This window comes from Rubinisphaera italica (genome assembly GCF_007859715.1).
GTDB classification, from domain to species: Bacteria; Planctomycetota; Planctomycetia; order Planctomycetales; family Planctomycetaceae; genus Rubinisphaera; species Rubinisphaera italica.
In genome coordinates, this window is sequence record NZ_SJPG01000001.1 from 1,802,497 (window position 1) to 1,824,446 (window position 21,950).

Sequence of the window (21,950 nt, forward strand, 5' to 3'; positions counted from 1 at the left end):
TATCCATTTTACGTGAGAACTGGTTGATTTATTGATGTAAATATACGACACGCATAAGATAATTCATATCTAAGAAAGTGTCTCGTAATATAGAAATGTAGTTGATTGTACAGTACTGCAAGGATTGCAAACTGCTCATGGGAGTCGCATTATGCGACATTGATGGGGTGCTGGAAAGTGCCATAAAAGACTTTTTGAATCATCTTCATGATCATTTAATCTGCTTTGCAATAACGAGTCGAACTTCAATGACTGACCATACAACTCGAAAAGAATCATTTGTTTACGTACCGGTGACAGAAACTCAAATTAAACTCGGTTTGTATTTGACGGGCTCAGGAACAGATGTTGTTGGGCCTGATGATGTTTATCCCCATCAACCACACCCTGAACTGTATAATTTTACGTGGAACTCGGGGCGCGTTCTGCCGGAATATCAATTTGTATTCATCGCGGAAGGCACGGGAGAGTTTGAATCAAAGCAGACTGGAAAAATCGAGATTAAGCCAGGCACGATGATGATTCTTTTTCCCGATGTCTGGCATCGTTATCGTCCCTCAAAAGCATCAGGCTGGACTGAATACTGGATTTCCGTCAATGGAGATCTAATCTTCGATTGGCAACAACGTGGAATTCTCTCGCCTTTAGACCCGGTTCATCATCTGCAAAACGCAGCCGTTCTTATCAAACAGTACAATGAAATCATTAGATTGATTACAGAAAATCCTCGCCATCAGCCAACCTCGATTTCGGCGCGTGTCCTGAGGATAATCACTGAAGTCTTAGACCAAATGCAACCTGTTTACCCTAACATGCGTTCGCTTGGAGGGAAAAGACATAGCGCCCATGTCATCGCGGCTATGACGGAAATCTGGAATCACAGTCACTGGCAACTCTCCGTCTCAATGGTGGCTGATCGTGTCGGAGTCAATCGCAGAACTTTGGAACGACTTTTTGAAAAAGAGGTCGGTCATACGATTCACAATGAACTGACGAAATGCCGATTAGATCGGGCAACTCGGATGCTCATTGAAACTCAAGTCCCTATCAAATCGGTCGCATATGCATCCGGATTCAGTACCGCCTCAACGATGTCCAGGGTTTTCCAGAGAGAACTGAATATCAGCCCCACCGAATACCGCAGAGCCGGGCAACAGGTCACTTCACTCACTTCACGTCGTAATGATTCTAATTCTTAATATTTAAATGCTGTATCGAGAGTACACAGCCTTCCGATTCGTGGATAGAGTTTTTCAACCGTCATGGGGAAAAACTGTGGGCGAGCGACTCCCCCAGAGACTAATCGCTGGAGACTGTGGTCCAGAAGATATTCCTGGTGAAAAAGAAAATCAACGGGCGGTTAGACCAGGCAACGGTTCGGGAATGGCAATGGCTCGATTGGTTTCGTAGTTAGCCTGACAATCTTTCCGATATTTCATCGGAGCCGTACCCGTCAACTTTTTGAATCGCTTCACGAATGCACTATGGTCATAAAATCCACAATCATGAGCGATTAATGCAATCGATTGAGTGCCGGATTTGATGGCCTTAATGGCGTGATACATCCGAACCTGTTCGATAATGGCTTGTGCGGTCATCTTCATCCGCTGTTTGAAAATACGCATGAAGTGGCTTTCCGAAAGCGAACAAAGTTCCGCCAAGTCTGCAATCATAATTTTTTCGGAATACTTCTTTGTGATTAGCTGAATCGCGGGAAGCAACTGATTGAGTTCGGCATCTTGCCCCATGACTTGCTCGTAGGGTTCATTGATTGCGATTAAGCCAATAATGCGGCTCTCACGATCACGCAACGGAAACTTGCTGGAGAAGAACCACTTTGTCGGACCACTGAAAAACGCAGTGGCGTGGACTTCATTGAGCAGTGTCCGTCCTTCCTGAAAGACCAGCAAATCGTTTTGCCGAAATGTTTCGGCAATCATTCTGGGGAAGAGATCAAAATTCAGTTTTGCCGACAACCTCTTCTCGTGGTTGAAGCTGGATTGCTTCCCGAAGCGCGCAGCTCATGTAAATGTAGCGGGAGTCGAGGTCTTTAATCATAAACATAGAGCCCGGGATGCGGTCGACTGCGTCGAGCATTTCGGTAAGATTTGCAATTGGGCAAAAAACGTGGACTGAGTCGAATGTGGCTTCATGATAGGATATTACTATTAATTACCACTCCCATCCAATCATTCTCAGTTTTTACATTTGCAATTGGAAATTATGAGACCACTCTTACTTATGATTTCCGAAATACTTATCGTGTCGGTGTGCGTCCCGGATCTGCCAGCGAACAGGCTGAGTATTTTGAAACTCGCATTCGTCCGGGGCGGAAAATGTCAAAGGGGGGTTATCGCTCGATCATCGTGCTGGCTGGCGGGAAGGGGGAGATTCTGGGACAGCGATCGTACCAGGCAAGCCCAAAGCCAGTTTGCTGATGGAAGCCCTCAAACATGAGTCATTTGAGATGCTCCCTGATGAAAGACTCCCCGAAACGGTGATCGCAGATTTCACCCGCTGGATTCAAGACGGGGCGTTTAATCCTAGAGACCAACAGCCATCGCCCACGGATGCTGCAGAAGCGGCCTGGAAAGCGAAACTCGCTGAACGAAGTCGCTGGTGGTCTTTGCAACCATTGAAAGAGGTCAGTGTCCCTAAGGTCATCGATCCTCACTGGTCTTCCGATATCGATTGTTTCATCTTCAATCGACTTAAAAGGGAAGGTCTCTCACCGGCTTCTCGCGCAGATCCGAATACACTTCTCCGACGTCTCTCATTTGTATTGACGGGCTTACCTCCTTCTCCCGAAGAAACGATCAGTTTTCAACAAGCATACGCCAATTCTCCGGAAGCGGCTCTCGAATTGACTATGGGCTGACGTTGGCTCAAACCGTATGCACGGAGAAATCGAATGAGATTACGGCGATTCCCGAAGCATTGAAGCTCGTCAATTGCAAAGTAGCCATCATCACACTTGACGCGCTGGGATGCCAAAAGGCGATTGCCAGTCTGATCGTTGAGTAAGGCGGCGACTACATGCTGGCTCACGGAATTCGTTCACGAATCAGAGATCCGACACGATCAGCGTGTGCATGTTGACGACAGTCAAGAATGGGAAAACAACATCGGATGTTTGAGATTGCTGTCTTTCGAGCAGACAGCCTTTGGTACCGTATCAGCAGTCTGACAATGGCCGTGAAACAATTTGCCCGGTCGGTCACATGCCAGGATTATATTGTCCTTGGACTAATTTGAACACACGTTGTAAACAACCTGACGGTTTCGTCTGAAGGCGAAGGTTTTAGACCCATCGCAAGGGCAATAAAGCCAGCCAACACAAGGTAAAATCATCTATTTTTCATGATTGTGTCACTGACAACCGTTTTGCATTCTGTTAAAATAACTTGTCCTGCGATAGAGATAAAAAGTATAATCACACTTATTGATCGAATGTCATAGCCCGCATGAATATTCCTGAAGATTCAGAGCAATTTCAAGGAACCCCTTCCCATCCGTCAGAGGAAGATGATACAGAATCTTCGCCTTCAACACTGGCGCGTCATCTGTCGCGAGAGGCCTCAAGGGAACTCCTGACCGTAAAATGGTCCAAAGCGCAGCCTTCATTGATGGCGTTTCTGCTCGCCTCAACACCCCAGTTCTCAGATGCGGAAGACCTCCTTCAGGAAGTCGCCATCGAAATCTCCCGCCGTTTTGATGACTATGATACCGCCCGTCCGTTTCTGCCTTGGGCGCTGTGGATCGTCAAAATAAAAATTGCAGACTTTTATCGCACGCGGGAAAGGCGTCCTGTGAAATTCATTGGTGAGTCAATTGATGCCCTTGCCTACGCCTGCGATCGAATTCAGGAAAATCTGACTGATGAGAAATGGGCACTTGAATCATGTCTGAAAAAATTGACCGTTCGATCTCATCAGTTACTTCGATTGCGTTACCATGAAGGCCTCAAACCTCAGGAAATCAGTCATCGACTTGACATGCCGGCGGGGGCGGTACGAACGGCTTTGTCGCGTGTACGTTCTGCATTGATTTCCTGTGTTAAATCCACCCTGGCGGAAGAATCTCGATCCCATGGATGACACGAATGCATACCAATTGATCGATGCTCACCTTGATCATCTGGAGCTGACAGAGGAACAGTCAGACGAACTCTCGGTCTGGATCAAGGCAACCCCCAAAAATACTGATGAGGCTTTTTATCGGATTTTCCTGCACTCCTACCTGCGAATGCGATATCAGGCAGGGGCTCCTGCCCTGGGTTTCGATCAGAATACATTGAACAACGCCTACATTGATTATGCTGACGAGGCGCCTGCTTTGTCACCTCCGTCGCATAAGTCCAAATCTGGATTACGTAATAAAATCATTTTTGGGGTTGTGGTAACCTGCCTGTTATTGAACGTCATTATTGCCGGAGTTCAGTTCGCCTACAATCAGCCTCCCGTGCTTGAAGCAGCGGTAACTGACCTGCTGGCATATGAGCCTTTTGACTATCCGGCGACACCGTTTACGGTCTCTCGCGAAGGTGACATTGTCTGGCCTACAAGCGGGGGGCTGCATGGCTTGAATGGCGGACAAGGTTGGTCTGAACCGTGGCGGGAAACCAATTCAAAAGTGGCCCTCATCGCCAGCTACGATGAAATAGAATTCCCCTGGAATTCCAACGATATGCGAAAGTTTGGTCCGTTGTCGTTCACCGACGAAACAGGACATTCACTGAAGATCCAGGGGAATCTGATGCGAACTGCAACCAGTCCCCGCTCGATCACTGCCAGACGCTTTGATTTCCGGAATTTTCCTGCTTCAGTCAAAGACAAGGGAGGTTTAGGACGTGATGGCAGTGTGATCTGGTTCAGTTTTTTGGCTCAATCTTCCAAGAGCTCCGCGCTGCACAATTATTATTCGTACCTGGTCATTGGTTCGAAAGAAGTCGCTGGACTTCGGATTGGTAAACTGGGAGCCGCTCCCACAGGGAACTGGACTGCAGTCGGCCTGTTAACAGGAGCCGAAGTGAATCTACAAACCAGCAATATCCCCTCTGGTCAGTCGGTATTTCTGGTGACCCGTATTAATTTCGAAAAAGGTCCGGAAGATTGTTTCGTCTGGCTCAATCCGTCCCTCGAAACCGAACCTTCACAGGAATCGGCAACTATGCACTTGAAAGTTCCCAACTTTCGATTCGATGGCCTGGCAATACATGCCAACCATTCATCCGACTTCGATGAAATCCGATTTGGTACCACCTTTAAAGCGGTTGCCCCCGTCTCCCAATGAGCCAGCGCCAATCCTTTAAGGAGTCAGTTCAAAGTCAAAGTTCTTGCTTGAGCTTTCTTCAGTCACAGTGGCTCGCAGCGGGGACTTCAATCGATTGCTGTACTGTTCCGGCAGAAGATGCTGACTGGTATTTTGCGCACCAGGGTATCTGGTCTCTTCTGCCGCCTCCGGCGTCTTTTTCGGTACTTTTATCTTGGTTACTAACACCACATATTTCCCCAGTCCTGCTCCATCGTCCGGGTCATAGGTAGTCAACGAATAATTTCCAGTCGAGTCTGTTTTACCGGTTGCTACCGGATTGCCATCCTCTGAAACAAAATTGACAATCGCCCCTACGACCGGATTTCCTTTAAAGGAAATCGTGCCGGAAACCGGTAAAACTGGAACTCTCCCTTTCATTTGTTCTGAAGAAGAACACCCCATCACCAGTAAGATCAGGGAAAAGGCCATCCAGCGGGTTCGGACTTGAAACATCGATATGAGATCCTGCGCTTTTGTAAGTATTTTAATGCAATCTATCTGAAACGGAACAAACTCCCATTTCTTTATGGACAGATTGGAGGTGACGTCAGCGCCTGCAAGTATTAAACAGGCAAGGGGCGGTGTAGAGAAACGGTCATTCGTTTGTCCAACGGCCCCTGAATAGACTGGTTCGACGTCTTTATCAGTCTCTAGACCGTGACTTCCATGAACCACCACGTTTTCGTTCTGATGATGCTAAATCCCAATGGTTCTGGAGACGGACACTATCGTTAACCTGGAACCCCCGGGCTAGAATTCTGATACGACTTCACCACCGGAAATGGAACCTAATGCGCCCCAGACCCCATAAGGACTTTTCCCCGAAGTCACAGAGCCAGACGTCGTATCGCCGGTATCAATGTTCTCGCTGATAAAACGAACGGCTCCGTCACCCATCAGGCATTGGACACCTCCGGTGTGTCGGCTGGACGGATCAAAGACCCCGTCTGCCTGGTCACTGCTGCTGTTCAGGGCATTAGGAGTATTGGGCCCCAGAGTGGTAGTGCTGCCGGTATAAGATGGAGCTCCATCCGCCCAGCGTGTTCCTGAAGCATTAAGCACGCTGCCGATAACATTCCCGCTGGAATCAACCTGACCATAAATGAGAGAGGGATTACTGCGAAACGCGTCTCCAAAATTCATTGGCATCGCTCCGTTGCGAATATTTGTTGCACCCGGCTGAGCCTTGATCCGTTCTGACATAGCGATGGTATTGCTCATTCCATCCAGGACATCCCGAAACCTGACGCAACGGCCAAAAGAGCCATCGTTCCCGCTATCGCCGATGGAGGCAAACATTCCTCTCAGACCCCGACCTCCGTTGCCGGCCCAGCGATTATTATCCTGTATGGAATCGCCCCTGCTGAATGTATAATTTGAGTCCGCCAGTTCGGCTGTCTGACTGGATTCCGGATCGGAGGGGCACAAAAACATGGGGACCTGTTGCCGGAATGGCAGATAATTGGTGTCCCAGGGGTTACCACCAAACGCAGCGTAGTTGGTCGTCCCATTGACGGCCGTTGCCGTCCCACCACCTGCGATTAAGTCAAATAAGGGAGCTTGTTCAATGAAAGGAAGTAACGAAACATTTGCACTGTAGCGTCGTGAGTAAGTCCCAGCGTCTGTAAGATTTGCGGCCATGGGCAGCAGACCATATATTTCGTGATAACTATGTAAGGCGATTCCGAACTGCTTCAAATTGTTTTTACATTGAGACCTGCGGGCTGCTTCACGGGCCTGCTGAACAGCAGGCAACAGCAATGCAACCAGGATAGCAATAATCGCAATCACCACCAGCAGCTCAATTAAAGTAAATCCAGATTTTCTGTAACTCAGCATCGAATCGAAACTCCACAAAGAAAAATAAGGGCAGATTGATGTACATCAGGAATTTTCCCTGAATCCACCCGGAGGCAATCGCAGGTCCCCTCATGCCCAAACATTTTGTTCACTTACTCGGAGTGTTCCTGTAACACTCCCCTAATGGTATGTCGCTCTCATCTCCCAAACGTTACAGACTCGGGATACTATTAATCTAAATTTAACAATAGTAAAGTTAAGAACATCAGATCAAACGTAGCGAGCAGGGAGTCGTAATAAGCGGTTAGCCCCGGTTGAGGAAATACTGGATACCATGCATAGTAATCCAGTGCGGACAGGTTTTGTGGAGCGAATCGACCATTATAAATGGTTTCTGCAGTCGCTTAGACATTAAATGACCTGAAAACGCAGCGTTTACTCCTGCCATACGCTGCAGGAAAATTTTGAATTTGTACTTGAAGAATGGCCGTGGAGTTCTGCACGATGGTTTGTTCAGCAGAAGACGGTCGGAGTTCCTATTCGCTGGCCAGCTGGTTTGGAAGCTGAGGAAGAATTTTCTGTTCAATAGAGATGGGACGCGAATGGTGAGACTTCTTGTGCATTCAGCACACAACCGACAAAGTCGGCCGCGCCACCCTGCGATTGACTGGAAGTGGTCGAGTGCACGACAAATTCTTAGCCCGGATATAACGCTGGATTCAGAAGTTCTTCAGGTTGATCGCATACCTTATGAATGGAGCCTGCGACCATAAAGAAAACTCGCCAATGCCACTGCTGGGCAAACCAGCAGTGGCACCCGGCGTTCCATGAGCTAAAAAACATATTCTCTCCACCCGTTATTTATCGAGTATCACATATGAAGCGACTTCTAGTTAAATTCGTTTTTACAATCGCTGTTTCATCCTGGCTCCTCTTCGCTGGCGTTGTCATTATCGCAGCCGAGGAGTCCACGTCCTCAGCAATGCTGAAAACCAAGATCGAAGAGGCTTGGAAAGTTACGTGGAACAGGTACTTTCAAAAAGAGGTTCACACATTTGCCGACTACTTGAGCAGTTATGAACCGGGGAAGGAACTCTCACATTTGCCTTCAGCGGAGGAAGTGCGGCGGCAGTACCCAAACCCTTGTGGTTACGGTACAGGGATGGAGGATGGAATGATCCTTGGTGGTGCAATGCTCAGCATCATTACTGACATGTATGCAGTAACGAAAGATGATAGCCTCCGCGAAAACGCCAGGCATGTTTACAGTGGGGTGCGTCTCTGCGCAACAGTTCATGGAGTCCCTGGATTTCTCGCCAGGAATGTTTGTCGGGATGATTGTAAAAGCGTCTACATCAATTCCTCTCGAGACCAATACACCCATGGGGTGCACGGTCTCTGGAAGTTCTATCGGAGCCCGCTGTCAGATGATGTGACAAAGGGAGAGATTCGAAATATTCTGGCGGCAGTGGCAGACCGTATGATTCAGTTTGTCACTCCGGAGAACGACTACGATTTTTGTCGTGCTGATGGACAACGATGTCCGCTGGGAATCTGTCGGATGTGGAATGTACAAGCTCACGAAGCCGCCCGGCTCCCCATGATTTACGCCGCCGCCTGGGATGTCACGGCAGATGAGAAATACTATCGACAATGGCGGATGTATGTGGCGAAGGCGGTGCATCAATCTGACAATCCGGACAAGAACATCCCTGCATATGCAATTCTGCAAATGCAATGCTCGCTGGAATTACTCTACCAAATGGAGACAGATGAGGACTTAAAGACCCAAATAAACCAGGTAATGCATCACCTGGCTGTGATGGCAGAGAAACGATCTGAGCAGGTCTCAGCACGGATCGCACATAAAACTGCGGAGGAGATGAAAATGCTGGGGCCAGACTGGCGCACGGTTGATGTCTGGATTAACCAAAAGGGGTACCCCAACCCACAATGGGGACCCTACCGGGAAGTGTGGCATTTGACACGCGAAGCCGGTGAGGCAGCCATGGTGCCGCTGATGGTGGATCGTGCTGCTATTTCAGCAGACCAAACGAAGCGACTGAAGGATTTGATCCTGAGCACCGATTATTCACACAACTCCAGTTGTGGGATCATCTATCATATGGGCGCCTACTGGAAAGCCCGCTTGACTGGAATTCTCTGATTTGCCTGAGACACTGAGACTCGCATTGCTCCTGAGAAACACCTAGCCATTCGTTACAACGAATCTGCGGTTGCTGCAGCCTTTGTAATCGCAAGGTCAGGGGCTTGTCATCGTGCGTTGGGTATTCGTGCATGATGCCTCTGGACACCATCGGGTTGAGTAATTTTCTCAACCTTACCGGTCAGCAGACTTTCCGATGTTATCGAAGCGTTTGTGGGACGCTGGTACATTTGAAGAGATGCGTGAACACCTTGGCCTGGAGACGACCGTGGACGAACCCGGAACACGGTGCTGCGGGTGGAGCCATGTTTTTTCTGCTGCATACTCTGATCGCATTCTTGTATTCCCAGCTTCCGAAGCGTCAATCGGAAAAGATTCCTGTTCGCTGGCGAGGCTAAATTTCACTAACTCTGGTATTTCCCTTCTATTCAATTGTGGATCACAGATCACATTCGTTGTGTCAGAGGCCCGCGCCCACTATTCTTGGGACAGTTCAACTTTGACTGTTGTGTCACAAGGGATGAAGAAAGCTCGAAAAATGAATCACGTTATTCAGACAATTATCACTTCATTATTATTTGGTGTTTGTGCCGTCTCGGGAGCGATGGCAGCACAACCCAACATCGTGTTTATCTTTTCGGATGATCATGCGGAGCATGCAATCTCTGCTTATGGGTCGAAGGTGAATCAGACACCTCATCTTGATCGGCTTGCGCAGGGAGGTACACGGTTTTTGAACTCTTTCGTGACTAACTCCATTTGTACGCCCAGTCGGGCAACTTTGTTGACTGGACAGTATTCGCATTTGAATGGTGTACCAGTATTCAATCGATTCGATCCATCACGAGATACCGTCGCCAAGCATTTACAGGCAGGCGGTTACCATACGGGCATCATTGGGAAATGGCATCTTGGATCTGATCCCGTTGGGTTTGATCGCTGGTGTGTCCTGCCAGGGCAGGGGAGCTATTGGAATCCGACTTTTCTGGTTCCTGAAGGCAAATTGATGATCGAAGGACATTGTACCGACGTAACGACAGATTTGGGGATCGAGTTTTTGAAAACACGTCCTCAAGATAAGCCGTTTTTCCTGATGTTACATCAGAAAGCTCCTCACCGGAACTGGGATCCTGATGAGAGAAATAAAGCCCTGTTTAAAAATAAGGTAATTCCTGAACCAGAAACTTTATGGGACGATTATAAAACACGACCAGCTGCTCTACCGGAGAACCAGCAAACAGTTGCCCGTGATTTGACCCGTCGCGATTTAAAACTTGATCCACCTGCTGACTTGCAAGGACGTGATCGCAATCAGTGGCTTGGCGTCAAACCGATGGAATTAACGATCGACGGCAAGACACTTACTGGGGATGAACTGGTTCGATGGAAATATCAACGCTATATGCAGGACTATCTGGCATGCGTACAAGGTGTCGATGATGGTGTTGGACGAGTCCTCGATTATCTGGATGAGGCGGATTTAGCTAAAGAGACGATCGTAATCTATTCAGCCGATAATGGATGGTATCTCGGCGATCTCGGAATGTATGATAAGCGCTTCATGTACGAGCCGGGTTTGCGCGTGCCGCTTTTAGCGAAAGGCCCCGGCATCAAAGCGAACAGCACTCCCTCACAATTTGTCGCCAATATCGACCTTGCACCAACATTTTTGGATTTAGCTGGTTTATCGATTCCAGAGTCAATGCAAGGCCGTTCGCTCGCTCCACTATTACGTGGTGAATCGCCAAACGATTGGCGTGAAACGGTCTACTATCGGTACTACCATGATCCCGGCCACCATAACACACGAGCTCATTATGGAGTCCGAACCAAGACGCATAAGCTGATTTACTATTGGAAAAAAGATGCATACGAGATGTTTGATCTCGTTAATGATCCAGCCGAACAGAACAATCTGTTATATGAAGATGCAGTCGCCAGCAAGCCTGAAAATATGGTGAAATTTGAAGAGTTGAAAGCAGAGCTTATCCATCTTCAAAAGCAGTTCAAGGATGATGGTCAGTACGCGGATCCTTCAACATGGCCCAAAGGAAGTGCCGACGGCCCGTTCAACCACAAACCGCTCGGTTCCAAAAGTATTGTCGAAGCGATTTCCTTGAGCGATGCGGATTGACCATGATCGATATTATGGGAGATAAGCACGCGTAACCCAAACGCATTCACTTTATCAGTATGTAAACAACGGTCAGAAGCTGTTTGGACTTCCCCAAGAATAGTGGGAGCCCAAAGGAGAGTGTAAGCTCTCCGAGAGGAGTCGACTATGTCGGGATCATCACAGGCTGGAAATCGGACGCCAGAAGCTCATCAAGCTGGGCAAGGGTATCGGAAGAGCGATCGGGTGGGTTTAAATAATAAAAATGGTTTTGTATCGTCGCTATCTGAAGTCGGGTAAGCTAATGAAATGACTCACAAGTGTGGAGCCTGCTTGCTGTATTTGCTGCGATCGAGTATTAAACATCTTAAGTATTTCCAAGTATTTCGTGATTTTGCTCAACACGAATTGAACGAAAGTTGAAGTAATGACTCGTCATTCTTCCTGTCCTGTGAGTTCTTTATTTCTACTGGTCCTGTGGGGTTTTGTTTTTCAAGAGACTGTTTTTTCAGCCGAGTTGATATCAGCTGATATGTATTCCGTGGGAGTCGCTAAGGTTGATGTGACACCCGACTATCCAGTGCGTCTCAGTGGGTTTGGATTTCGGCGCGAGGAATCGGATGGTGTGTTAATTCCGATTTATGCTCGGGCAATCGCTATCAGTGAGTTGGACGGAAAGCCGCTGGTCTTTATCGCGGTTGATTCAACTGGTTTAAGCGAAGAACTTGTACAGAACGTGGCTGATGAGCTTGAGCCGTTGGGAGTATCAAGGGATCAACTTGTGATTGCAGCGACGCATTCCCATACCGCTCCAATGATTGAAGGAGTTCTGCCGACGCTATTCGGTATGCCAATCCCGCCGGAACATCAGAAGCACATCAAGCGATACACTGAAGAGTTGATAGACAAGTTGGTGCAGGTTGCACGAATCTCAATTGAGGCTCAGCAACCGTCACGATTATGGTGGGGGACCGGTCACGTTGGGTTTTCAAAGAATCGACGCGACTCGGAAAAAGGGCCGATTGATCAAGGGTTGCCAGTCCTGTGTGTCAGATCTGAGTCGGGAGAACTGAAAGCCGTAATTGCCAATTATGCCTGTCATGCGGTCACTCTGTCGCACAACCTGATTGGCGGAGACTGGCCAGGTTTTGCATCTGAATGGCTTGAAAAACGGCATCCGGATGCGATTGCGTTGATGTCAATTGGGTGTGGTGCAGACCAGAATCCGATTCCCGGTGTGACGGGAGATAATTTTGACATAGCTCGTTCTCAAGGTCTGGAAATTGCTCAAGAGGTGGATCGGGTGCTCAATAATGCGTTGCGACCGGTATCAGGTTCAATCCATGCAGCGACTACCGATATGAGCTTGCCGCTCGAACCATTGCCAACTCGATCGTACTGGGAAGAACGCGTCAAGCTGGGGAAATACTTCGGTTATCACGCACAGACTCAACTCGATATCCTCGACGCTGGAGGTAAGCTGCCGACTTCGGTCGACTATAAAATTCAGAGTTGGACATTTGGCGATAGCTTGGCGATGGTGTTTCTACCGGGTGAAGTTGTCGTTGATTATGCCATCGAGTTACGCAAGAGGATCGAACCGACTCGGCTATGGATCACGGCGTATGCCAACGACTGCCCCTGTTACATTCCCTCCGAGCGTGTGCTGGCGAAGGGGGGATATGAAGGTGAGACATCGATGACTTACTACAACAAACCTGCGAAATTCGCAGCAGGGTTGGAGCAGAAGATTCTTGATGCGACTCAGCAGATTGTACCAGCCTCGTTTCATCTGACAAAATCAGTGAAGAACAATGCTGGCCTACCGCCACTGTCACCGACGCAATCACTCAATCGGTTGAAGATTCCGGAAGGTTGGACAGCACAGGTTGTGGCTGCTGAACCGATGACGACTGATCCGGTAGCGATTGATTTTGGACCCTCGGGGGAGTTGTGGGTCTGCGAGATGCACGATTATCCCTCGGGTGTCGCTGGCAATTTCGAAGCGGGCGGCAAAGTACGATTGCTGCGGGATGTCAATCGTGATGGTATCTACGATTCTTCGACCGTCTTTCTCGACGGGCTTCCATTCCCAACAGGTGTAACTGTCTGGCGCGATGGCGTGTTGATTTGTGCGGCTCCCGATATCATTTTCGCCAGAGACAACGATGGTGATGATATCGCCGATGAACGGACAGTATTATACACAGGGTTTGGCACAGAAAATTATCAGGCGCGGGTGAACAGTTTGACGTATGGTCTGGATGGTTGGGTGTATGGCTCCTGCGGACTGTTCGGCGGTGAGATTCTCTGTCAGCTGACTGGGGAGGTGGTGCCGCTCGGGAATCGGGATTTTCGGATCAATCCTGACACCGGCACGTTAGAGCCACTCACCGGACGTTCCCAGCAGGGACGGGTACGCAATGATGCCGGGGACTGGTTCGGCTGCAGCAACGGACAACCGTGCTGGCACTATCCGATACTGAAAGATGATACGAGACCAGCTCTGAAATTGCCGCCGCTGATTACATCTGTACCGACCGGAGATGCCCGGCAACTGTTTCCGGAGACGGCTGAATTTCAGCGATTCAAACTTTCTGGGCCTGCCGGTCGTGTGACGGCCGGATGTGGGATCGGCATTTACCGCGATAATTGGCTGGGCGAAGATCTGACTGGGAATTCGATTGTCTGCGAACCGGTTAACCTGCTGTTACATCGTCGGGTTCTGAAAGCAGATGGTTTAACATTTAAAGGTGATCGGGCTCCCGGAGAGGAAGCTTCGGAGTTAGTTACTTCGACAGATAACTGGTTTCGTCCTGTCCAGATGAAAACCGGGCCGGACGGGGGGCTATGGATTTCCGATATGTCCCGGGCTGTAGTGGAACATCCCCGTTGGATTCCAGCTGAAACTCTTGCTCAGTTGGATGTCCGGTCTGGCGATCAGCAGGGGCGAATCATCCGACTACTGTCGAAAAAGCATGGGGCTCGCCAAGTGCCAGTTTTATCGCAGATGAATGCGACAGAACTGGTCTCTATTCTCTCATCCGAAAACGGAACTCAACGGGATCTGGCTCAGCAATTGTTGTTTTGGAATGTTGACAAGGCTGCAGTTGAGCCGCTTGTAAATATGATCAAATCGGATTTCAATCCGGCTGGGAAAGCTGCTGGATTGTGGATTTTAGCAGAATATGGTGCACTGACCGACGAGGTCCTGACGACAGCGATAGAAAATCCATCACCTTTACTTCGTAGGCAAGCAGTTCGAGTGACCGCTGAGCATCATGATCAACTATCCGATCCAGCAGGATTGCTGGACTTACTGGATCAGGAAAAAAACCTGTTTGTTGTCGCTGAATTAATTGAAGCGATTCGAAGGATTGCTGACTCGAAAGCAGCACTGCGTTTGGTTAGTCTCTATTTACAACACAGTACCGACCGACACTTGCAGTTTTTGATTTTGCGTGCGGTGCCAGAATCGGATTGGTCTGAATTTGTGGAGATGGTGGTTAACCAGCCCAATCGGACAATTGCCCAACTCGCACCCCTCGTTTCGATCAGCCTGACGATGCAGAACGAATCTGCTTTGAAGCCATTGCTGATGGTGATCCTGGTTGACAAACCATCCCTCGGAATGCTCAGCTTAACGGAACAGATTGCAGAAACTGCTTACGAAAACCCGCAAGCGTCAGCAGCGTGGTTCACTCCGGACGTTAAGTCTAAGCTAGCCAGCATCATTGCCCAATCGCGGAAGATCGCCATTGAGCCACAGGCAAGTCAACCTCAACGACTGGTCGCGCTCAATCTGCTCGGCCTTGAACCAGCCGCCAAGAACGAAGATCATCAACGACTGTTGACACTCCTTGATCCGCAGACCTCCTCGGCTATTCAGCAACGCGTGATTTCAGTGTTGGCACGAATGCAATTATCTGAGACTTCCGCCGAGTTGATCGCCAGGTTAGACACGCTTAGCCCCACACTTGTCAATCAGATACTGGATCTGCTCCTTAGTCGTCCCGACAGTACGGTTCGATTAATGTCTGCGATTGAGCAAGACGAAGTTTCAGCTAACGTCCTCAACGCAGCTCGTCGTGATGCCTTATTGCAACACCCTGATAATCAGATTCGCATAAAAGCCGAGACGTTGCTCCGCAATGGCGGAGGGTCTTCTCGCGAAAATGTTATTGATCAATATCGTTCAGCGCTGCAATTGACTGGTAATCCCCAGCGAGCAGTCGCTGTCTATCAAAAACAGTGTGCCAACTGTCACAAATATGGTGATCAGGGTTATGGGGTCGGCCCGGACTTCAGTGAATCTCGTAATAAATCCTGGTCGCAGTTGCTGAATTCGGTTCTCGATCCCAGTCAGACGGTCGATCAGCGGTATGCCGCTTATGTTGTCGCAATAGTTGACGGGCGTGTTATACAGGGCATGCTGGCCGCCGAATCACAGGAAACCATCACCATTGCCCAACAACAAGCCAAGCAGACCGTCATCCCTCGTGACGAAATTGAAGTTCTCAAACGTACGGATCGCTCGGTCATGCCCGAAGGACTGGAAAAAGAACTATCTGCACAAGACCTGGCTGACCTGTTCTCACTCATCACGGAGCGGAACAATGCTATTCCGAGACAAATCAGCAACCTTCCAGAGATTGCCGCTCAACTTCTTGATGATTCACGCGACCGTATGGATCGTGAAAAGATTTTGGCCGAAAATCTCACAGACTCGTCAGGGCTGATTCGCGAACTGCTCGTTGGATTACCTGTCGAAGATATGGTCGAGCAGTATCGTCGTATTCCGTGGATTTGGCGGGTTTCGATCGCAGTCGGAAAAGCCAATCAGGCCGAGGATTTGCGTTCTGTTCTGGATATGTCATTGCCTGACATCGGTGAGCCATTGCAGGATTGGCAGGCCGTTGTAATTGGTGGTGGGGTAATCAATGGGATTACACAAGCGGGAGGCTGGCCGCATGAACGCATGGAGGAAATTTTCGGAAACGACCGCGATCTCCGTGCCCGCTGGAAACACGCACTGCAGCAGGCCGTCCTGATGAGTGATCAGTTGGACGTTAAGCCGGGGACACGTTACGACGCGCTGCGAATGGTCTCAATGAGGGGCTGGAGTGGAGCAGGGGTGCAACTCACCGGCTATCTCTCGTCGAATGACCAGCAACTGCAAATGGGAGCTGTGAGCGGATTGGCTGACATACCTGAACCCCCAGCGGTTACCGCCCTCATCAGCAGTCTACCACAGTTGACCGATAAGAATCGTGAGCTTGCGTTAGAAGGTCTCCTTCGCTCCGATCAACGAGTACGCAGCTTGCTCGAATCGTGTGTGGAGGGGAACACCTCTGTGGATTTAATTGATCCAGCCATCCGTAAGCGTCTTAGCGAAACAGAGAATGTGGAGCTAAAAAAACTGGCTCTTCAGGTACTTGGCTCCAGATAATGATTAGATTACCATGCTTAGCAGCTTACCTAAGGGTAGAGGGTATTTCTAAACTACGGTACGAATATTAAGACTTTCTTTATGGCTACACTCTGGATTAACCCGTAAGGAATAGAACCCGACCATAAGCCGTTATTTTGGCTTGCCCCGCAAAACCGAGCGATAGTTCCAGACCCTTTGATATCGATGAAAGAGTTGCCTTGAGATCGAATTATGAAATTCCTATAGCAAGGGAATCACTCTTTCTCATTATCGATCAACATGCATGACAACTGGACAAATTGATCACAAAGTTGCCAGAGGTACGAGGATCTGGTCGTGATCGAGAGTTAGGAGTCGAAATAGAATGAAACTGCAGGGGATCGAAATTTGAGACCGAATCCCTGAACACTTCAGATGATTGAGTTACATTCACGATCAAAATGTTAAACTCTCGGCGTGTCGGGAACTCGGACAGAAAATATCAGAATGTCGTGATAAACAACAAGGCTGTCGATTGTGAACAACACTCGATGAATTTCAACATTAATCCTCTAGTCGCAGTCAAAGACAAGTCAATGATTCAATTCATACGATGTGTGGTTTCTTTCCTATTGATTTGCCAAACCGCGGGGCCGCCGGTTTCTGGAGAGGATTGGGCGCACTGGCGTGGTACTGGTCGCAATGACATCGTTGCAGAATCGTCGGGTTGGAAGAATGGGAAATGGCCTCTTCACGAAATCTGGCGTGTGCAGGTTCCCGAGGGCGCGTCGTCGCCACTCGTTGTGAATGGGCAGCTCTTCACAATGGGATGGCAACAGGATCAGGAACACATTGTTTGTCTCGATACGATGTCGGGCAAGGAATTATGGCGACAAAGCTATCCGTGTCCCAAATATGGTCGTCTGGCAACTGGAGATGAGGGCTTGTATTCCGGGCCTTCATCGACGCCCGAATTCGATACTGAAACCGGCCTTCTGTACACTTTGAGTACGGATGGAGACTTAAACTGCTGGAATACACGATCTGCGGGGCAAAGTGTCTGGAGCTTAAATCTATATGACACATTTGACGTACCACAACGACCAAAGGTCGGAAGAAGCGGATTACGAGATTACGGCTACACGTCTTCACCGCTGATTCATGGTGACTGGCTGATTGTCGAAGTTGGAGCCAAGCAGGGGAGTTTGATCGCGTTCGATAAAAATACCGGAAAACAGGCATGGGCTTCACAATCGAATGCTTCTGCTGGTCATAATGGTGGTCCTGTACTGATGACGATCGAAGGTCTGTCGTGCGTGGCGATTCATAATCATGACGGATTGCTTGTGGCACGATTAGATAAGGGGAAAGAGGGACAAACCGTTGCGACTTATCCATGGATTACATCATTCGCAAACAATATTGCGTCCGTCGCCGTTCACGATAATTGTGTCCTGTTAACTTCAGCCTATAATCAACACAAGATTGCCAAGCTGCGGATCACCTTGAAAGGAGCCGAACTCCTGTGGGAGCAGAAAGCAGCTTCCAAGGTTTGCACGCCGGTGATCCATTATGGTCATGTTTATTGGGCGTGGCAGAATTTGTTCTGCCTGGACTTTGAAACCGGAAGAATCGTATGGCGCGGCGGCAAGTGTGGCGAAGCTGGGTCATGCATTGTTACTGCTGATGAAAAGCTGATTGTCTGGGCAGGCGATGGTGATCTATCGCTTGTCGAACTAGCCGATCGCTCTTCCGAGAAATACACAGAGCTAGCTTCGCTGAAACGCATTGGCAAATCCGATGCGTGGCCACATGTCGCATTTAGCAATGGTCGGTTGTATTGCAAAGACCGAAACGGCCATATCGTCTGTCTGAAATTGTCGAAGTGATAGTTACTAATCGAACTCAGTCAAACCACCGAATTGATTGTCTAAAACCGCCCGTATTCTCAGGTCGCTATGGGACAGCGACTACTTTTTTTCATATCGATGATTGTACCAGGACTGCGGGATCTTCAGCAGGGCTAACCTCACCTTAACCTGGCTATAACAACGCTTCACTAACGCCTGTTTTGTAGCGTCTATGGTTTCACATCACTTCAACAATGCTTTCATTTCTCTTTGACTTCATTCATTTGTGGGGGAACTGAAAAGACAGGGTCAAACGGTTCGAGGTTTTCGCTCATGTCTGCCCTGTAAGCGAATAGAGCAGACTTCCTGAAATCTTCTCGATCTGCGAACTGACCGAGCGATTGGATGAATCCATTGATGCTATTGAAAGCCAGGGTAGGGGACGGCTTTTCCGGTTGCCTTGATGATCGGCATTTGAGCATCAACTGATCTCAGATACTCGGTAAGTTTGTCAGCCAGGCGATCACGCACGTCGGGGTGCTGCTCAATCTGGTTGTTCTGTTCACCCAAGTCCTCGGCCAGATTAAACAGTTCGTACTGTTGCGACTGGTGGTAGTAGATCAGCTTCCAATCTCCCCAGCGGATCGCACTGGAAGGACCGATGCCGGGGCCATTTGGACCCCAGTTGTTCGGAAAGTGCCACACCAGTGGTCGATCTTCGCGAGACTGATCCTGATCGTCTCGGAGTAGATCCACGAAACTGCGTCCATCAATCACACCACCAATCTGCTCAACTGAAGAGACGCCAGCTATCTCCAGAATCGTAGGAAAGAAGTCTTCGATAATCACTGGCTGTTGGCATACCGAACCAGCTTCCGTCACGCCTGGGCAAGAGACGATCATGGGAACACGGACGCCCCCCTCATGGGCTGAGCCCTTTCCACTGGACAATGGCTTATTGTGCGTGTGAGGCTTACCACCGCGACCATGTGCACTCAGCCCCCCGTTGTCGGATATGAACATCACAATCGTATCATTGGACAATCCATGGCGTTCAACGTTGGCGAGAATATCGCCCAGTGACTTATCCATTCCTTCGACCATCGCGGCATACATCGATTCCGTATGATCAAGGCCAGCATCGCGGTACTTCTGATAGAACCGCGAATCAACGGCAAAGGGAACATGCACCGCGTAGTGAGACATGTAGAGGAAGAATGGTTTCTCGGCTGTGACAGCCTCGTCCATCGCCTTGTTGGCTTCGATTGTGAGAGCTTCCGTCAGGAAGATCTCTTTGCCATGGTAATCCTCCAGTCCGGGGACGTCCCAAACGCGATCACCCTTCCGCCACACGGCGCTGAAGTTTTGTTGGCCAAGAAAGCTGCCGGGACCACCTGCAGCATGGCCAGCGATGTTGACATCGAAGCCGACGTTCCGTGGATCACTTCCAGGCGTTCCGATCGCTCCGAAGTGGGCTTTGCCTACGTGGATGGTGCGATAACCCGCCTCCCGCAAGTATGCAGGTAAAGCTCTGGCGTGGACTGTCCGCTCAATCTCCGGCTCTGGGCTCAGGCCATTGACATTCCACAGCGGAAAGTCAAGTTGCGGATGCTTTCGATCATTGCTGGCGTTCTTCCTGAGAGTCCAGTTGGTCACTCGATGCCGCGCGGCGTTGAGGCCGGTCATTAGGCTGACTCGTGTCGGTGAGCAGACACTGCACGCATACGCCTGAGTGAACTTCATACCTTTCTTAGCGAGTTGCTCCATGTGCAGCGTGTGGTAGCGTCGGTTAAAGTCCGTGGCCTCCGTATGGAATGGTACCGAGGTGTCTTGCCAGCCCATGTCGTCCACCAGAAACAAGATAATATTGGGTTGCTTCTGATGTGGCCGAATCCGCTTGGCGACGGTTTGAGCGATAGCCAGATATCCTTGGGAGTTAGGATGCACACCATCGCCGTTGCTGAGCAGTTCAGGTCGATCTTGTAGAACCTCATTAAGTTCAAGCAAGAAGACGTTTTTGTCCTCGTGCTTTTTTGAGACTTTGCGAATCCGCTCACACAGTTCCTGCAGGCGAGTTTTTCGCTCAGTCAGATCGGCGAGTCGTTTCTCAGACAGATCTGGAGTCGTCAGCACCATCGCTGTTGGAGTACAGACGATAATCTGTGGCTTGGTAGGCAGGTTGGCCAACTCAGTAATCAACTCAGAGTAATCATCCTCAAACCGTGCGATTTGCTCCCAGTTCTGTCGACCGCCGCCGACTGTATCATTCGTTCCCAATGAAATGACCGCGATGTGTGGCTGAAACTTCTTAACGGCATCCAGGTTACTCCAGATAGTGGGGCGGCCGGTTTTAATCAAGGTCGCCCCGCCGATACCGAAGTTACGCACTTCAAAGTTTTCACCCAGAAGTTCCTGCAAGCGAGCAGGGTAAGACTCAGTCTTCGCGTCCACTCTCGCTCCGGCCGTAATGCTGTCACCCAGGCAGGCCACACGAATCTGTGACGCTTCCTCAGCCAGTACTGCAGTCTGCACCAAAAAGCAGATTCCACAAGCTGTGATAAGAGAATAGAAATGTTGATAAAGATTAAAAAACATTGGGATGTCGATTCTTGGTCGTTGGTCTGGATTTCAAGGCCGATCAGGCAGACTTAGATGGTTGTTATGGAACCTCTAAAACGATTCTCAAAGTAACCACTGTCGAGACCAATATTGCCTGTTTTCTCGACAACCAATCGCTGTACAACGAATGTATCAGACTATTCCATATTACAGAATACAACCATACCATGACGGCCAAGATTTTCCACCCACTGCTGGCAATGATCGCTTCCTCGACAAACAACGAACTGGCAAAATATGTTGAATATCTCAAGGTCGAAAACAAGATTCTCAGGGCACGCATTCCCGGCCAGATCCACACGAAGCAAGAGGAGCGGGAGCGGTTACTCAAATATGGAAAAGTGATTGGTCGGGCGATCGAGGAACTGATTTCGATTGTCTCTCCTGCCAAATTCCTGCGTTGGGTTCGCGATGAATCCGAACCCAAACCCAAGAGTCCCAATCTGAATAGTCGCAGTGAACGTTTTATTCAGACGATCAAATACGAGTGCTTGAACAAGTTCATCGTATGTGGAAAGCAGCATCTGGATCATCTGGTTGGTGAGTTTGTGGATTATTACTACAGACATCGATCAAGCATGGTCCGCGATCATTTGCCTCCTGTTCGTGAAGAACCTGATGACGTGGATAAGCTGACGATGGATGAGTGCGGCTACAAGTTGTAGCGTGACAAGCATT

15 protein-coding genes are annotated in these 21,950 nt (G+C 49.2%); 11 read left to right on the plus strand and 4 right to left on the minus strand.

Annotated features, from left to right (window positions below; all coding sequences use genetic code 11):
* Nucleotides 1–248 precede the first annotated feature (248 nt).
* Entirely contained in the window at nucleotides 249–1,199 is a 951-nt protein-coding gene (locus Pan54_RS06655; protein ID WP_165441621.1) for an AraC family transcriptional regulator, read from the plus strand.
* Between the two features lie 150 nt (nucleotides 1,200–1,349).
* On the opposite strand, the gene Pan54_RS06660 is transcribed toward Pan54_RS06655, so the two are convergent.
* On the minus strand, nucleotides 1,350–1,976 hold the full coding sequence (locus tag Pan54_RS06660) for a helix-turn-helix domain-containing protein (RefSeq protein ID WP_146502762.1): 627 nt from the start codon (nucleotides 1,974–1,976) through the stop codon (nucleotides 1,350–1,352).
* Nucleotides 1,977–2,467: 491 nt separating this feature from the next.
* On the opposite strand from Pan54_RS06660, the gene Pan54_RS06670 reads away from it, so the two are divergent.
* From Pan54_RS06670 to Pan54_RS06685, 4 genes are all read left to right on the plus strand, one after another.
* On the plus strand, nucleotides 2,468–2,878 hold the full coding sequence (locus Pan54_RS06670) for a DUF1549 domain-containing protein (RefSeq protein WP_165441622.1): 411 nt from the start codon (nucleotides 2,468–2,470) through the stop codon (nucleotides 2,876–2,878).
* A 2-nt stretch (nucleotides 2,879–2,880) separates the two neighbouring features.
* Complete coding sequence (locus tag Pan54_RS06675; RefSeq protein WP_146502764.1) at nucleotides 2,881–3,024, plus strand: transposase; 144 nt, start codon at nucleotides 2,881–2,883, stop codon at nucleotides 3,022–3,024.
* A gap of 440 nt (nucleotides 3,025–3,464) precedes the next feature.
* Nucleotides 3,465–4,097, plus strand: a complete 633-nt coding sequence (locus tag Pan54_RS06680) for a sigma-70 family RNA polymerase sigma factor (RefSeq protein ID WP_146502765.1) — start codon at nucleotides 3,465–3,467, stop codon at nucleotides 4,095–4,097.
* A complete protein-coding gene (locus tag Pan54_RS06685; protein WP_146502766.1) occupies nucleotides 4,090–5,292 on the plus strand; it encodes a hypothetical protein in 1,203 nt (400 codons plus the stop codon). The genes Pan54_RS06680 and Pan54_RS06685 overlap by 8 nt, the downstream gene beginning before the upstream one ends.
* Nucleotides 5,293–5,307: 15 nt before the next feature.
* Here the strand turns inward: Pan54_RS06685 and Pan54_RS06690 are convergent, their stop codons facing one another.
* Both Pan54_RS06690 and Pan54_RS06695 read right to left on the minus strand, forming a co-directional pair.
* Entirely contained in the window at nucleotides 5,308–5,988 is a 681-nt protein-coding gene (locus Pan54_RS06690) for a hypothetical protein (protein WP_146502767.1), read from the minus strand.
* A gap of 75 nt (nucleotides 5,989–6,063) precedes the next feature.
* Nucleotides 6,064–7,152 (minus strand): DUF1559 domain-containing protein, encoded by a 1,089-nt coding sequence (locus Pan54_RS06695; RefSeq protein ID WP_146502768.1) that lies wholly within the window; start codon nucleotides 7,150–7,152, stop codon nucleotides 6,064–6,066.
* Nucleotides 7,153–7,990: 838 nt separating this feature from the next.
* Here Pan54_RS06695 and Pan54_RS06700 point away from each other — a divergent pair.
* The 5 genes from Pan54_RS06700 to Pan54_RS06715 all read left to right on the plus strand — a co-directional run bounded on the left by Pan54_RS06700 (nucleotide 7,991) and on the right by Pan54_RS06715 (nucleotide 18,692).
* The gene (locus Pan54_RS06700) at nucleotides 7,991–9,280 is read left to right on the plus strand and encodes a hypothetical protein (RefSeq protein ID WP_207310063.1); all 1,290 of its coding nucleotides are present in this window, start codon (nucleotides 7,991–7,993) and stop codon (nucleotides 9,278–9,280) included.
* Nucleotides 9,281–9,522: 242 nt separating this feature from the next.
* Nucleotides 9,523–9,678 (plus strand): hypothetical protein, encoded by a 156-nt coding sequence (locus tag Pan54_RS25735; RefSeq protein ID WP_165441623.1) that lies wholly within the window; start codon nucleotides 9,523–9,525, stop codon nucleotides 9,676–9,678.
* A 140-nt stretch (nucleotides 9,679–9,818) separates the two neighbouring features.
* Nucleotides 9,819–11,414, plus strand: coding sequence for a sulfatase family protein (locus tag Pan54_RS06705; protein ID WP_207310064.1), 1,596 nt, complete (start codon nucleotides 9,819–9,821; stop codon nucleotides 11,412–11,414).
* 406 nt (nucleotides 11,415–11,820) lie between these two features.
* Nucleotides 11,821–16,842, plus strand: coding sequence for a neutral/alkaline non-lysosomal ceramidase N-terminal domain-containing protein (locus Pan54_RS06710; protein ID WP_146502769.1), 5,022 nt, complete (start codon nucleotides 11,821–11,823; stop codon nucleotides 16,840–16,842).
* 557 nt (nucleotides 16,843–17,399) lie between these two features.
* Nucleotides 17,400–18,692: an outer membrane protein assembly factor BamB family protein gene (locus Pan54_RS06715; protein WP_165441624.1), complete on the plus strand. Its 1,293-nt coding sequence runs from the start codon at nucleotides 17,400–17,402 to the stop codon at nucleotides 18,690–18,692.
* Between the two features lie 381 nt (nucleotides 18,693–19,073).
* Here Pan54_RS06715 and Pan54_RS06720 read toward each other — a convergent pair whose 3' ends face one another.
* Entirely contained in the window at nucleotides 19,074–21,185 is a 2,112-nt protein-coding gene (locus Pan54_RS06720; protein WP_165441625.1) for a sulfatase-like hydrolase/transferase, read from the minus strand.
* Nucleotides 21,186–21,247: 62 nt separating this feature from the next.
* Between Pan54_RS06720 and Pan54_RS06725 the strand changes: the two genes are divergently transcribed.
* A complete protein-coding gene (locus Pan54_RS06725) occupies nucleotides 21,248–21,937 on the plus strand; it encodes a transposase (RefSeq protein ID WP_146502772.1) in 690 nt (229 codons plus the stop codon).
* Nucleotides 21,938–21,950 lie beyond the last annotated feature (13 nt).